We start from the raw sequence: 15,374 nt of genomic DNA, 5'->3' as shown, positions 1-15,374 counted from the left end.
GCTGGAATAAGGGTTGTTTCTCGTTAGGCCACGACTATATTCCTAATCTAGCTGGAAAAATAATCACGAATAAGTTTCTCATCGTTTGCGATCTGATCAATCAGTGCTTCTGTACTATCAAACTTTATTTCATCACGAATAAATTTGCACCATTCCATTTGCAACACTTCCCCATACAAATCATTTTTATAGTCAAAAATATTAACTTCTAATGATAAGTCTTTACGATTTGCTGTAAACGTCGGATTGGTGCCGAGGCTGGCCATACCTTCATAGCTTTCATTTTTAACGATTACCTTTACCGCATAAATACCGGGTTTTGGCAGCAGCGCATCCCGATTTAACTGTATATTTGCTGTTGGATATCCGAGTTTTTTCCCTCGTTTATCTCCTTCAATTACAATTCCGCTAACCGTTAATGGTCTCGCCAGCAATGTTTTAACACCTTCTACGTTACCCGCTTTAAGCAGTTTCCTGATTTTTGTCGAACTAACTTTTTCATCATCCAATTCCACTTTTTCAATGGTTGTAAAGGTAAATTCGCCCCTTGTATATTCTGCCATATTATTCATATTGCCTTCGCCTTTAAATCCGAATGAATAATCAAATCCCGCTACCAAATGCTTAATATTCAGGCCAATAATAAAATGGTCAATAAATTGCTGCGGTAATAAGGATGATAATTCCTTGTTAAAGGTAATAATATAAAGGCGATCCACGTCCAGTTGCTGTAATACTTCCTGCTTTTCCTTTAATGGTGTAATGTACTGGACATGCTGCACATCCTTTTTTAAAACGACTGATGGATGCGGATGGAACGTAATAACAGCACTTTCCATACCTCTTGATCGCGCTTCTGACACGGCAGTTTTGATTACTTTCTGGTGCCCTCGATGTATTCCATCAAAAAAACCGATTGCTGCTGCCGTTTCCGGAAGTTCGTTCATTGTTAATGTATGAGGATACGTCAGTTCAATTGTTCGCAAAACTTTTCACCTGCACTTTTACCTATTTTAAGAATTATGAAAATACACGCACTGGCTTAATTTGTTTATCGTTTTCCGGATGGGTTTGATAAATTGCCAGAACCTTATCCTGATGCATCATAAGAAAAGGATCGGTCTTGAATCTCAGGTCCCGCTTTGCCAGTTTTTGCCCACACAATACCTTTTGCTTTGTATCATCATCTACCATTATACAATCTAAATGTGTTAATCCTCTAGTAATAGGCAATAACAATTTTTTTGTCTGATCCATTTTAACCGCTTTTTCAATCGCAGTAAATGTGACTGTATCAGACTGTGCAATTGATCCTGTCCGGGTTCGAGTTAAGGCTGACATATGGGCGGGATAACCCAAACGTTGTCCAATATCAACACACAATGTCCGTATATAGGTACCTTTAGAGCAAACAACATTTATTTTAAATGATGCATCATTGATGAACTCTATAAATGCCAGTTCGAAAATGGTTACGGTTCTTTCCGGACGGTCTACCGGTTGATTTGCTCGAGCATACTCATACAATTTTTTCCCGTTTACTTTAACTGCCGAATACATTGGCGGAATTTGGGTGATTTCACCAGTAAACGATTGTAGCACCGTTTCAATTGCTTGTAGTGCCGGCTGTTTTTCTACCATTTTCCGGTCAATGACTTGTCCTGTTCCATCTTCTGTTTCTGTTGCCGTACCTAATGTAATTTCAGCAAGATACGTTTTATTCGTATCCGTTAAAAACGGTACAATCTTTGTTGCCTGCCCGACGCAAATTGGCAGGACACCTTCTGCTTCCGGATCGAGCGTTCCAGTATGGCCAACCTTTTTCATATGTAACAGTTTTCTTATTTTCATGACACAATCGTGTGATGTTAATCCTTTAGGCTTCCATAATGGAATGATACCATCCATATTAAATGCCCCCAGCTTTTAAAAATTCCTGATAAAACATAGGGAAAATCTGACCCGGCAACTTTACAGCCAGAATCAGATTTTCTCCTTCTACTTTTTATTCAAATCGCGTAAAATTGTTTCAATCCGATTACCTTGTTCGAGTGCCTCATCAAATTCAAAAGATAATTCGGGCGTTTTACGCAAGCGAATACGCTGCCCCAGCTCAGACCGGATAAATCCTTTCGCCTTGGCCAGACCAACAAGTGTATCATGCTTCTGCTGATCATCACCAAGCACAGATATAAATATTTTTGCTTGTTGCAGGTCTCCTGTTACCTCAACATCCGTAACCGTTACAAAACCAACACGCGGATCTTTTATTTTTCGGCCGAGAATATCACCGAGTTCCTTTTTCATTTGTTCTGCAACACGGTTTGCACGTAAATCACTCATTTAGATCACCTCGTTATAAGAAAACTCCGCACGTACTTCCGGAAGATTACCAGTCAAATTGGGGAAATCGGCGCTAGAACCGATTTCTTATTATCTGACTTCTCCACTCTATTTGGAAGCTATAAGTAACCGAGATCTGTAATAGTTCGCTCCAGTTCCGGGAACGTGTCAATTACCTTTAGTGTTTCCTGGATAACCTGTTCAGCATGTGTTTTGCTATTCGAGATTGTAACAATTCCAAGCTTTGTCCGCTGCCACAGATCATGATAATCCAGTTCTGTTACTGCTACATTAAAATCATTTCGCAGCTTTGCTATTATACGTTTTATAACAGAGCGCTTTTGTTTTAATGAATGGCCTTCATACAGCAGACACTCTATCTCGGCATAGACAATCATTTCCGTTCAATTTCCTCCATGACAAATGCCTCGATCGTGTCGCCCTCTTTGATATCGTTGAATTTTGCAATTGTTACCCCACATTCATAACCTTGAGCAACTTCTTTCACATCGTCTTTGAAACGTTTTAACGTATCAATTTCCCCTTCAAATTGCACGATACCATCGCGAATCAGACGAACCCCTGAGTCCCTCGTTAGTTTACCTTCTGTTACATAAGCGCCGGCAATAGTTCCGATTCGTGAGACTTTAAATGTTTCCCTGACTTCCGCTTGACCAATAATTTTTTCTTCATATTCCGGATCAAGTATTCCCTTCATCGCAGCTTCTATTTCCTCAATTACTTTATAAATTACACGGTGTAAGCGTACATCCACTTTTTCCGATTCCGCTGCTTTTTTAGCATTTGCATCTGGGCGTACATTAAACCCGATTACAATAGCATTGGAAGCAGATGCCAGATTAATGTCCGATTCCGTGATTGCTCCAACCCCGGTATGAATAATTTTAATTTTAACGCCCTCCACTTCAAGCTTGCGCAAAGAAGAGGCCATTGCTTCTGCAGAGCCTTGAACATCAGCTTTAATAATGATATTAATCTCTTTCATTTCGCCTTGTTTAATTTGCTCAAACAAGTCATCAAGACTTACCTTTGATTGCTCGGTACGGTTTTCCTCGATGTGTTTTTGCTGGCGAGCTTCCCCGATTTGACGGGCCTTTTTCTCATCAGCAAAAACTAAAAACTGATCCCCTGCCTGTGGTACATCATTAAGTCCGGTTATTTCTACAGGTGTTGACGGTCCTGCTTCTTTTACACGTTTACCGATATCATTTACCATTGCCCGTACACGCCCAAACGTATTTCCGACCACAACGGAATCGCTAACATGGAGTGTACCGTTTTGGACAAGCAGCGTTGCAACAGATCCTCTTCCTTTGTCGAGTTGTGCATCAATGACAGTCCCAAAAGCACTCGTATTCGGATTTGCTTTTAATTCTTCTACTTCTGAAACAAGCAGAATCATTTCCAATAAGTCATCGATACCTTCGCTTTTAACAGCAGAAAGTTGAACAAATATCGTATCACCGCCCCAATCCTCTGGAATTAATTCATATTCCGTTAATTCCTGCATCACCCGATCGGGATTCGCTCCCTCTTTATCTATTTTATTGACAGCTACAATGATCGGAACTTCGGCGGCTTTTGCATGGTTAATTGCCTCGACGGTTTGTGGCATGACACCATCATCTGCAGCAACAACCAAAATTGCAATATCGGTTACCTGTGCACCTCTTGATCGCATGCTCGTGAAGGCGGCATGGCCTGGTGTATCAAGAAAGGTAATTTTCTTCCCGTTGTTTTCTACCTGATATGCACCAATATGCTGGGTAATACCGCCAGCTTCACCCGCCGTTACCTTTGTATGACGGATGGAATCAAGCAGCGTCGTTTTTCCATGGTCAACGTGTCCCATAATCGTTACGACTGCAGGACGTTCAATTAGATCCTTTTCGTCATCTTCCTGTATATATTTGTCAAAGTCCGTATCCTCCAAAATAATTTCTTTTTCCACGGCTACATGAAACTCTTCACAGATCAGTTCTACTGCATCATCATCAAGATCCTGGTTTTTTGTAGCCATTACCCCAAGAAACATTAACTTCTTAATAATTTCAGATGGCTCTTTATTCAATTTTTCGGCTAATTCACTTACCGTCAACGTTCCACTATATTTAATTTCTTTTGGAGTTTCTTTTACAACCGGCTGTTTTGTTTGCTGCGCCTGTTTATGATTATTTTTCCCTTTTTTATTTTTCCATTGTTTCGTTTGCTGCTGATTGTTTTTCTTCGGTTTAGCTTGTGCTGAAGCGTGATGCTGGTTGCCGCCTTTTTTATCCGGTTTTCCGGCAGACGGTTTTTTTGCACCTTTTGGATTATGCTGCCTATTGCTTTCTTGTTTCTTGTTATTGTTCGTTCCCGTTTTTGTTTTCTTTTCTGTTGATGATGGATTGGATTTAAATTTCTTATCCAATTTAGAAATCACATCACCTGATATAGTTGACATATGGTTTGACACCTCTATATTCAGACTTTTCAGGTGTCCAATTACATTTTTACTTGTTGTATTATTATTTTTGGCATATTCATATACACGCATTTTTGGCATACGTTCACCCCCGTAGTTATTTACCCGAGTAACGATTTGATCTTAGCGGCAAATCCTCCATCTAAAATAGCAATAGCTACTCTTTGTGTTTTCCCAATAGCGTTCGACAGTGTTTCCCGATCGTCTACTATTCGGAAGGGTATTTCATAAGTTTTACATTTATCCGTTATCTTTTTTCGTGTCGCAGGACCAGTATCACTTGCTAAAAGCACAAGTTTTGCCCGTCGTTGCTGAATGTCTTTGACGATTGTCTCTTCACCTAACGAGCATTTTCTGGCACGATATGCTAAACCGACCATATTCAAGTAGTTATTTGGCATGCTTCGTACCATCTGCTATTTGCCTCAATTCCTCATAGATCGCGGGTTCAATTTCGGCATTGAACTGGCGATTCAGCGCTCCGGTTTTTTCTGCTTTATCGATTACTTCCCTATCCTTTGACAGATAAGCCCCGCGTCCATTTTTCTTGCCGGTTTCATCGACAAATACGTCACCTTCTTTTGTTCGGACAATCCGAATAAGCTCTTTTTTCGGTCGCATTTCATTTGTCACAATACATTTTCGTTGTGGAATTTTTCTTTTTTGTGCCATCAGGCAGTCCTCCTTATTCAAACAAATCGTCTACATTGTCAGAAAAGGTTGTTTCTTCATCATCTTCTATTGTAAAGTTGTCAGTTATCAGACCCTCATTTCTTGCTTCTGTTTCACTCTTAATATCAATTTTCCAGCCGGTCAGTTTGGCGGCAAGTCTTGCGTTTTGTCCACGTTTTCCAATAGCCAATGATAGCTGATAGTCTGGTACGATTACCGTTGTTGCTTTTTCTTCTTCATTTACAAGCACCTCAACTACTTTAGACGGACTAAGGGCATTTGAAACGTAGACAACCGGATCTTCCGACCACTCGACTATATCAATCTTTTCCCCTTTTAGTTCATTAACAATTGCTTGCACCCGCTGTCCTTTTTGCCCAACACATGACCCAACCGGATCAATCTCCGGGTCATCGGCAAAAACGGAAATCTTCGACCGGTCACCAGCCTCCCGTGAAACGGATTTTATTTCAACTGTCCCATCATAAATTTCTGGTACTTCCATTTCAAACAATCGTTTCAAGAGACCGGGATGTGATCTTGATACATAGATTTGCGGCCCTTTACTTGTATTTTCAACCTTGGTTACATATACCTTCAAACGGTCATGTACTTGATAATCATCTGTCGGCATTTGTTCTGACTCGGGTAATTTTGCTTCAATCTTGCCAAGGTTTACATAGATGAAGCGAGGATCCATTCGCTGGATGATCCCTGTCATCACATCTTCTTCCCGATCAGCATATTCGCTAAAAATAACACCGCGTTCTGCTTCCCTGATTCGTTGCGTTACGACTTGCTTGGCAGCTTGTGCTGCGATGCGGCCAAAATCCTTTGGTGTAACCTCCACCTCAATGACATCATCCACTTCGTACTTCGGGTCGATGTCTTTGGCCTGTTCCAATGACAGTTCCTGCTGGTTATCCTCCACTTCATCTACTACCGTTTTTCTGGCAAACACACGCATTGAACCTGCATCTTCGTCAAGATCAACACGCACATTTGTTGCTGACTTAAAATTTTTTTTGTAGGCAGAAATCAGTGCAGCTTCCAATGCTTCCAGCAACACATCCTTATCAATGCCTTTTTCTTTTTCCAAATAATCAATCGCGTCAAACAACTGACTCTTCACTTCTTTTCCCCCTTTATAACGTTACAGCAAGTCTTGCTTTTGCTATTTTATTGTATGGAATATCAACTTGTTTTTTACGCGTTTTTAGCTTGTATTCAATCGTTACGATGTTGTCTGCGAATGCTTTCAGAACCCCCTGGTATTCTTTTTCACCGTCTACTGGTTCATAGAGCTTGACAAACACATTATTATTGATGTTCTTCGCAAAATCCTCCGCTGTTTTTAACGGACGCTCCACACCTGGTGACGATACTTCAAGAAAATAAGCTTCTTTGATCGGATCTATTTTATCCAGCTTCTCACTTAATTGTTCCGATACATATCCGCATTCCGCAATATCGACGCCACCTTCTTTATCGATGTATACACGCAGAAACCAGTTCTTGCCTTCCTTCACATACTCAACATCAACTAATTCAAGATTATTTTCCTGTAAAATGGGCTGGACTAATTCTTCGGTTGTTTTTACTACTTGTGAACTCAACAACATATCCTCCTTTATTCAGTTTTCACTTACCCTTATTATGAACAATCATGCTTCATTTCATTTGAACACTTCTAAAGAAGCGTGAGCCACATCCAGCTCCAGCACCCAGCGGCTAGTGTGCTTCTGCTTTTTGCTTATCAATATAAAACCCCTGCCGGAAGATGTGGCAAGGGAGAAGTTACTCAAAAGAAAATTGAAGTATGAAGAAAGAGTGGGTTGGCCCACTCTTTTAACCGTTCGTATCAATACTTACCAATAAAAACTATATCACAACAAAAATAATCTTGCAAGACGCAGGGATATCATGATCAAAAAAGGAATGATTAAGGTTTATTTTAGGTCAAAAATCATTAACGGCGTGAATCACAGGAACAAGAAAAAGATAGATGCAGTACTACAAGCGAACGGCTGAGAAAAAACATGATTGTGTCAGCCATTCTGCCACTCTTTCTGCCACTCTAAAAAAGAGACAATTGGTTTTTCTCTGCCATCCCTTCTAAACATCCGTGATTATCCAGGTATTCTAAAACTGTTTTGGAAATTTTGCTGCGCTCACGAAGATCCTCTTTTGAGAGAAATTCTCCCTCTTCCCGTGCCTTTACAATATTTAGTGCTGCATTCGTTCCCAGCCCATCAACCGCATTAAACGGTGGGATCAGTGAATTCCCATCAACAATAAAATCCGTAGCGCTTGATTTATAAAGATCTACCTTACGAAATGAAAATCCACGTTCACACATTTCCAATGAGATTTCCAATACGGTTAATAAACTTTTTTCTTTTGGTGGTGCATCATTTCCTTTCGCTACTATTCCTTCAATCCGCTGTCTTATTGCATTTGAACCCTTAATCATGGTATCGAGTTCAAAGTCATCTGCCCTTACTGTAAAATAAGCCGCGTAAAAGAGAATAGGATGATGAACCTTGAAATAAGCGATGCGGATTGCCATTAGAACATATGCAGCGGCATGCGCTTTCGGGAACATATATTTGATTTTTTTACAGGATTCAATATACCAATCAGGAACGTCATGCTTTTTCATTTCCTCGATCCATTCATCCTGTAATCCTTTCCCCTTCCGAACGAATTCCATAATTTTAAATGCCAGTGATGCTTCCAAGCCCTTGTGCATCAGGTATACCATAATATCATCGCGACAACCGATAACGTCCGGCAATTGACAAATACCGTCATTAATTAATTCCTGTGCATTGCCCAACCATACATCCGTTCCGTGTGAAAGACCGGAAATAATGACAAGTTCAGCAAATGTCGTCGGTTTCGTATCCTCTAGCATTTGTCTAACAAATTTAGTACCAAATTCCGGGACGCCCAATGTACCCGTTTTACAATTTATTTGTTCCGCTGTTACCCCAAGTGATTCGGGTCCGGAGAATATTTTCATAACCTCATCATCGTCTGTCGGGATTGTTTTCGGATCAATTCCGCTTAAATCCTGAAGCATTCGAATGACGGTTGGATCATCGTGCCCGAGTATGTCCAATTTTAGCAGATTATCATGAATCGAATGGAAATCAAAATGGGTCGTACGCCATTCACTTTTCCGATCATCGGCGGGAAATTGAATTGGCGTGAAATCAAAGATCTCTTTATCATCAGGAACAACAATAATACCACCTGGATGCTGTCCGGTTGTCCGTTTCACCCCGGTACAGCCTTGTACAAGCCGATCAACTTCGGCATTTTTATAAACGAGCTGCTTATCGGAGGCATAGCCTTTTACATAACCATAAGCAGTTTTGTCAGCTATGGTCCCGATTGTTCCAGCACGGTAAACATTATCCTCACCAAATAATACCTTTGTATAATTATGTGCCCTGGGCTGATAATCACCGGAGAAGTTTAAATCAATATCCGGAACCTTATCCCCTTTAAAGCCAAGAAATGTTTCAAACGGAATATCTTGTCCATCCTTTGTCAAGGGTGTAGCACAGCTTGGACAATTTTTATCCGGAAGGTCAAAACCACTGCCGACCGACCCATCGGTTATAAACTCATGGTGATGACACTGCGGGCAAACATAATGCGGCGGCAGAGGATTTACCTCGGTAATTTCCGACATGGTGGCAACCAAGGACGATCCCACCGAACCCCTTGAACCGACAAGATAACCATCATCCAGCGATTTTTTTACCAGCTTATGGGCAATTAAATAAATGACGGCAAATCCATTACCAATGATACTCTCTAATTCTTTTTCCAGCCGATCCACAACAATTTGCGGTATCGGTTCACCGTAAACGAATTTGGCACGATTATAACAAAGATCACGCATCTCTTGTTCCGCACCTTCAATTGTTGGTGTGTAAAGCCCATCCTTTACCGGAGAAATCGTTTCTATTTCATCTGCCAGGCTTTGCGTGTTGGTTACGACAATTTCTTTTGCCGTATCCTCCCCTAAAAAACGGAAGCAATCGAGCATTTCATTGGTTGTTCGAAATGGCGTATCGGGCAATGTTTGGCGATTTAATGGATTACCAGCCTGTGAGGCAATTAATATTTGCCGGTACAGCTTGTCATGTTCGTCAATATAATGCGTATTCCCCGTTGCCACTACCCGTTTTTTCATCCGTTTACCCAAATCTACTAATTTCGTAATGATGTCTAAAACTTGTGCTTCATTTTGGACAAGCTCTTTCTCAAGCAAATGAACATAGTTTGCTGGTGGTTGAACTTCGATATAATCATAGAATTCGGCAACTTTTTCCGCTTCTTCCGCCGATTTTTGCATCATTGTTTCAAAAACTTCCCCTTTATCACAGGCAGTCCCTACTAAAATACCATTACGAAACTTTTGCAATTTGGATCGGGGTATCCTTGGCACACGGTAAAAATAATCAATATGTGCATGGGAAACAAGTTTATAGATGTTTTTTAAGCCCTCCTGGTTTTGTGCAAGTAACGTACAATGAAACGGACGAGAGCGCTGATAGGCATTCCCTTCCCCCATATGATTATTTAAATGTGCATGATTGGTGATATCCTTTTGCATTAACCGCTGGACTAATTTCCATAGTAAATATCCCGTTGCCTCCGCATCATAAATTGCCCGGTGGTGTTGCGTTAATTCAATGTCCAAGTGTTTACAAAGTGTATTTAAACGATGATTCTTTAATTCTGGAAAAAGAAATCTGGCAAGTTCCAACGTATCAATAACGGGGTTTTTCACTTTTTCATAGTCAATTCGCTGATAGCCGGCATTTAAAAACCCAATATCAAAGCTGGCATTATGAGCAACTAAAATCCCATCAGCCGTCCATGCGAAAAAGTCTTTTAATACATCCGCTATTTCTGGGGCATCTTTTACCATATCATCCGTAATCCCTGTAAGATCAATCGTTGTTTGCGACAATGGATGATGCGGATTGGCAAACCTTTCAAACCGGTCAACAATTTCACCCTGGTGTATTTTAACTGCTGCCAGTTCAATTATCGTATCATAAACAGCTGATAGACCCGTCGTTTCCACGTCAAAAACAACGTACGTACCATTTCCCAATTCCACGTCCTGTTCGTTGTAAGCAATTGGGACACCATCGTCAACGAGGTTCGCTTCAACACCGTACAACACCTTAATTCCATGTTTCTGACCTGCTGCATGCGCTTCCGGATACCCCTGTACACCAGCATGATCAGTGATCGCAACAGCATGATGACCCCATTTTGCTGCTTGTTCCACTAAGCGGGAAGGAGAAACGACAGCATCCATTTGGCTCATTGTTGTATGTGCATGGAGTTCAACCCGTTTTTCTCCCTCAGGAGCAGTATCTTTTCGTGTTTCTACCTGAATCTCATGCATATCGTTCGCCATCATTGCTAATTCATTCGTGTACATATCCGTTTGGATACTGCCCCGCGCTTTTATCCACATCCCCTTTTTTAGCTGCTCAAATACTTTAGCGTCATCGTCACCTTTAGAGAACATTTTAATTTGAAGAGAGTCCGTATAATCAGTCGCCTTAGCAATTAGAAGACTTCTTCCCGATCTGAGCTTACGGATTTCAGCCGAAAACACATAGCCTTGTACGGTAACCCGCCGTTCTTCCTCCTGAATTTCTTCCATCTTTATGGCGTCATCCTGGATCCCGTAACCAATTGCAAATGGTTTATTCGTCTGTTCATTTTCTTTATTTTGTTCGCGTTTTTCTTTTTCCTGAACAGTTTTTAAAATAATTTGCTGGTCTTCCATCGCTTTTTGTTCGCGGAATTTTTGTAAATCGGCTGCTTCTGTTTTTACTTCAATCACTAAAGAATAGGCTGGCGCGCCAATCTTTTTGCAATAAGCCCGAAATGGTTCTTCCAACCGTCTTTTTAACGCAGTAGCCTCTGCGTCATTCCGCGCTGTTAACATAATGTTATTATTGTTTACCTTGGGTGTTTGATTATGTACTAAATCTTTATAAGCAGGAGATAAATTGGAGATCGATTGGTTAAAACATTTCCAATGATCGCAAATGGTTTGTTCATCGCAACGCTTATCTTCTGCATACAACGTGACATCTACTTTGGCAATTTTCTTAAAAGAATCCTGTAGCCTGGCAACCATATATTGATAGATATTACTTGGCAATACACGTTTGACCTGGATATGAAAGTGCCATGTTTCTGTCTTTTTATAAACCTCCAACCGAATTAGTTCGCTATCCTGAAAATGGTTGATATATTCCGCAGGCATTTCAAGTTGTTGCAACAATACTTTCATTTTCTCTATATTTGTTATTGCCATAACGTACCTCTCCTACAAGACAAAATTATACGGGAACCCTTGCATAGTGCCGAGGGTTCCCCGTCCAAACTTATAAAAACAAACGCTGGATATCATTCCAGGTGACAACGATCATTAGTAACATCAGCAAGGCAAGTCCAATGAAATGAAAAATTCCTTCTTTTTCCGGGGCAATTGGCTTACCGCGGACAGCTTCGATTCCGACAAATAGCAGCCTGCCGCCGTCAAGAGCTGGTAGTGGCACCAAATTGACAATTCCCAAGTTGACACTGAGCATGGCAGTCCACATCAGAAACGTATTGAAACCGGTTTGGACAGCCTGATCCGTTACGTCATAGATTCCGACAGGCCCAGATAACGCTTCTATCGATAATTGCCCGGTAATCAGCATACCCAGGTTCGTTAAAATCAGTTTCGTCATATCATACGTTTGAACAAATCCATATTTAAACGTTCCGGTAAATGATTTCTCAAACATCTGTGTGACGCCAAGCTGACCGAATGTGATTCCTTGGGATTCCTGTTTCGCAGGTGTAACAGTGATCTCCTCTGTTTCCCCATTTGCCCGCTTTACCGTCATGTTTAATTCTTCTTCGGGATTATCTTGGACAATTTTCGTGAATTCTTCCCATGTTGAAATGGATTTTCCATCAATTTGAACAATCTCATCCCCATGCTGGAATCCCGCTTCCGCTGCAGGTGTACCGGACTGTGCTTCGTCAATAATGGCTTGTTCGGTTGGTACACCTTGGATCAGACCAAGAATAAAAAAGATCACAATCGCTAAAATAAAATTCATCATCGGCCCGGCAAATAATTGCATTGCCCGTTTCCCAACACTTTTAGATGCGAATTGCCGGTCATATGGAGCAATCTGTGTTTCTTGCTCATCCATTACAAAAAAGGCTTTTTGATCTACCTTAAACTGCAATTTATGATCTTCTTCGTCAATTTCATACCCTTCAATAAGTAATTGATGATCCAAATCTGCATGTTCAACTTCAATAACACGTGCGTTCGGATGTTTGGATTTATTATTGACGATAATTTTATTTACTTTGCCCTCATCATTAAACTCCAGTCCAATATGATGTCCTGGTTTTAGTTCAATAATTTCCGGGTCGTCTCCTGCCACTCGCACATATCCGCCAATAGGAAGCAGCCTGATTGTATAAACAGTTTCATTTTTCGTAAATGCAAATATTTTTGGCCCAAATCCAATTGCAAATTCCCGCGCAAGCATCCCAGCACGTTTAGCAAAGATTAGATGACCAAACTCATGGATAAAAACGAGTAATCCAAACATTAGAATAAACGCAATAACGGTAGTCAAAAGAGAGACACCTTCCTTTATATGAATCGATTAACCATCATGCATATGGTAAATTGGATGATGCTGCATACAACTACAATTAAGTTTAACCTTTTTGCGGCAATCAATACAAATCATTCAACATTGTTTCAACAACATGTTCAAATGAAACCTATCAAATATAAAATTGGTAATACAAACAGTAAACTATCAAGTCGATCCAAAATACCACCATGACCCGGCAAGAGTTTTCCAGAATCCTTTACACCGTAATGCCGTTTGAATGCGGATTCGACCAGATCACCAATTTGTCCAAAAACAGATACCAGGATCGTAATGCCAATCATAGCACCCATTGTATATGGAAACGGGGCAGCTAATTGAAAGCTGACACCAACAGCACATGCAAGGATAACCCCGCCAAGGGCTCCTTCAATCGTTTTATTTGGACTGATTTTCGGCCACAGTTTATTCTTGCCAAATGCCTTGCCAATAAAATATGCACCCGTATCGGTTGCCCAAATAACGAGGAGTACATAAAAAATATAGTTTGGTCCATCTCCCCTGGCAACAATCATGGAGAAGAAGCCCATTCCAATATAAATGGCGGATAACAGGAGAAAGCCTGCATCATCAAAATTAAACTTATTCTTAATGAATACGATATATGTTAATAATAACACAACAAACAGAACCGTTACTTCTGTTTTATCCAACCCAATTAGCGGAATACTGTCATTCTCATATTCCCACAAAATAGTCCATACGTAAATGATCGCCAGGATAGCAGGAGCGCCATAATGTTCTCTCTTTCGCATTTGAATCAATTCAAGTAGCCCGATCGTTGCCAACAGATAGACAAAAAGAGTGAATGGCAAGTTGCCATACAATACAAAAGGTACAAATATAATTAAAGCAAAAATTGCTGTCAGTATTCGCTGTTTCATCGTCGTTTCAACACCTATATACCTCCATAGCGCCGTTTGCGCTGCTGATAATCATGGAGCGCCTTTCGAAATATCTCTTCATTGAAGTCAGGCCACAATACATCCGTAAACCAAAATTCAGAATAAGCGACCTGCCAAAGTAAAAAGTTGCTTAGCCGTTGCTCTCCACTCGTACGAATTAATAAATCAGGATCGGTCAAACCAGTCGTGTACAAGTATTCGGAAAATATCTTTTCATCCAAAGCATCAATCGACAATTTACGACCGTCAATATCGGTCATAATTTCCTTTATAGCTCGCATAATTTCGAATCTACTACCATAGTTTAAAGCAAAATTTAATAATAATCCATTATTATTCCTTGTTTTTTCCTTTGCATATTGAATTGCCTCTTTTGTATGATCAGGCAATCCATCGAAATTGCCAATTGTGTCAATTCTTACATTGTTCTCCATTAGCTCTGGCAAATAAATATGTAAAAATTCCTTTGGCAGTTTCATTATATAATCCACTTCTGTTTTTGGCCGCTTCCAATTTTCAGTAGAAAAAGCATATAACGTTAAAATTTCCACTTTATATTTTCTCGCAGCTTTAACAATTTCTTTTACAACATCCATGCCTTCTTTATGCCCTGCGATCCGTGGAAGGCCCCTTTTTTTTGCCCATCTCCCATTCCCGTCCATAATAATAGCAACATGTTTTGGTATATTTTCTTCTTCCAGACTGCATTGATCATCTGTATCAAGTTGTTTATTCTTTAAAAAAGGAAGTTTCAATGACATTGTTTGTCCTCCAGATAGTTTGCGTAGCGATCGAGTAATTATAAAGTGAAACCTCATTTAGTGGAGGTTTCCGACGCACAGGACGTGACGGTTTTAGTCTGCCCTTCCTGCGCCCCACTCACTTTTTTGGTTTACTCACGCTTAGTGATAGGGGTATTACAGCCCGTTAATGCCTGATAAAAGCATAGCGCAGCAACGGCTTGAATGGAGCCCGCGATTTGTCTTATACAATCCTTTCGACTATAAACAATATGAAGGAAAAAAGAATTATATGACTTCTCATGATTTGCTCCAGAGTACCCCACACTTGTGAAATTTAATTATACCATGATTTTTCTCATTATGCCTTATCTCAAAAGCGAAAGACAATGTCCCTGTTATTAAGGAATAACTTGGTTTCATATAAAAAACAAAAGCCCCCTTTAACAAGAGGGCGGATGCTTCTTATTTTATATGTAAAATAAGA

The 15,374-nt window shown here is 40.3% G+C and carries 13 protein-coding genes; all 13 read right to left on the bottom strand.

What is annotated here, in order from left to right; all coding sequences use genetic code 11:
* Nucleotides 1-47 precede the first annotated feature (47 nt).
* Nucleotides 48-986: a riboflavin biosynthesis protein RibF gene (gene ribF / locus IEX12_RS02505; RefSeq protein WP_088050240.1), complete on the bottom strand. Its 939-nt coding sequence runs from the start codon at nucleotides 984-986 to the stop codon at nucleotides 48-50.
* 34 nt (nucleotides 987-1,020) lie between these two features.
* A complete protein-coding gene (gene truB, locus IEX12_RS02500; RefSeq protein WP_088050239.1) occupies nucleotides 1,021-1,908 on the bottom strand; it encodes a tRNA pseudouridine(55) synthase TruB in 888 nt (295 codons plus the stop codon).
* 90 nt (nucleotides 1,909-1,998) lie between these two features.
* Nucleotides 1,999-2,343 (bottom strand): 30S ribosome-binding factor RbfA, encoded by a 345-nt coding sequence (rbfA, locus tag IEX12_RS02495; RefSeq protein WP_088050238.1) that lies wholly within the window; start codon nucleotides 2,341-2,343, stop codon nucleotides 1,999-2,001.
* A gap of 119 nt (nucleotides 2,344-2,462) precedes the next feature.
* Nucleotides 2,463-2,741: a DUF503 domain-containing protein gene (locus tag IEX12_RS02490; protein ID WP_088050237.1), complete on the bottom strand. Its 279-nt coding sequence runs from the start codon at nucleotides 2,739-2,741 to the stop codon at nucleotides 2,463-2,465.
* Complete coding sequence (gene infB, locus IEX12_RS02485; RefSeq protein WP_088050236.1) at nucleotides 2,738-4,909, bottom strand: translation initiation factor IF-2; 2,172 nt, start codon at nucleotides 4,907-4,909, stop codon at nucleotides 2,738-2,740. The genes IEX12_RS02490 and infB overlap by 4 nt, the downstream gene beginning before the upstream one ends.
* 20 nt (nucleotides 4,910-4,929) lie before the next feature.
* Entirely contained in the window at nucleotides 4,930-5,229 is a 300-nt protein-coding gene (locus IEX12_RS02480) for a YlxQ family RNA-binding protein (RefSeq protein WP_088050235.1), read from the bottom strand.
* A complete protein-coding gene (gene rnpM, locus IEX12_RS02475; protein WP_088050234.1) occupies nucleotides 5,219-5,500 on the bottom strand; it encodes an RNase P modulator RnpM in 282 nt (93 codons plus the stop codon). Before rnpM ends, IEX12_RS02480 begins: the two co-directional genes overlap by 11 nt.
* Nucleotides 5,501-5,513: 13 nt before the next feature.
* A complete protein-coding gene (gene nusA, locus IEX12_RS02470) occupies nucleotides 5,514-6,632 on the bottom strand; it encodes a transcription termination factor NusA (RefSeq protein WP_088050233.1) in 1,119 nt (372 codons plus the stop codon).
* Nucleotides 6,633-6,645: 13 nt separating this feature from the next.
* A complete protein-coding gene (gene rimP, locus IEX12_RS02465) occupies nucleotides 6,646-7,116 on the bottom strand; it encodes a ribosome maturation factor RimP (RefSeq protein ID WP_088050232.1) in 471 nt (156 codons plus the stop codon).
* A gap of 461 nt (nucleotides 7,117-7,577) precedes the next feature.
* Nucleotides 7,578-11,867, bottom strand: coding sequence for a PolC-type DNA polymerase III (locus IEX12_RS02460; protein WP_188724612.1), 4,290 nt, complete (start codon nucleotides 11,865-11,867; stop codon nucleotides 7,578-7,580).
* Between the two features lie 70 nt (nucleotides 11,868-11,937).
* The gene (rseP, locus tag IEX12_RS02455; protein WP_188724611.1) at nucleotides 11,938-13,200 is read right to left on the bottom strand and encodes an RIP metalloprotease RseP; all 1,263 of its coding nucleotides are present in this window, start codon (nucleotides 13,198-13,200) and stop codon (nucleotides 11,938-11,940) included.
* Between the two features lie 140 nt (nucleotides 13,201-13,340).
* On the bottom strand, nucleotides 13,341-14,126 hold the full coding sequence (locus tag IEX12_RS02450; RefSeq protein ID WP_088050229.1) for a phosphatidate cytidylyltransferase: 786 nt from the start codon (nucleotides 14,124-14,126) through the stop codon (nucleotides 13,341-13,343).
* A gap of 14 nt (nucleotides 14,127-14,140) precedes the next feature.
* Entirely contained in the window at nucleotides 14,141-14,908 is a 768-nt protein-coding gene (gene uppS / locus IEX12_RS02445; RefSeq protein WP_088050228.1) for an undecaprenyl pyrophosphate synthase, read from the bottom strand.
* Nucleotides 14,909-15,374: the final 466 nt, after the last annotated feature.

The organism is Lentibacillus populi (assembly GCA_014642895.1).
Lineage (GTDB): Bacteria > Bacillota > Bacilli > Bacillales > Amphibacillaceae > Lentibacillus_C > Lentibacillus_C populi.
The sequence above is the reverse complement of the archived record's forward strand: the minus strand, read 5'-3'. Positions and strand labels throughout refer to the sequence as shown.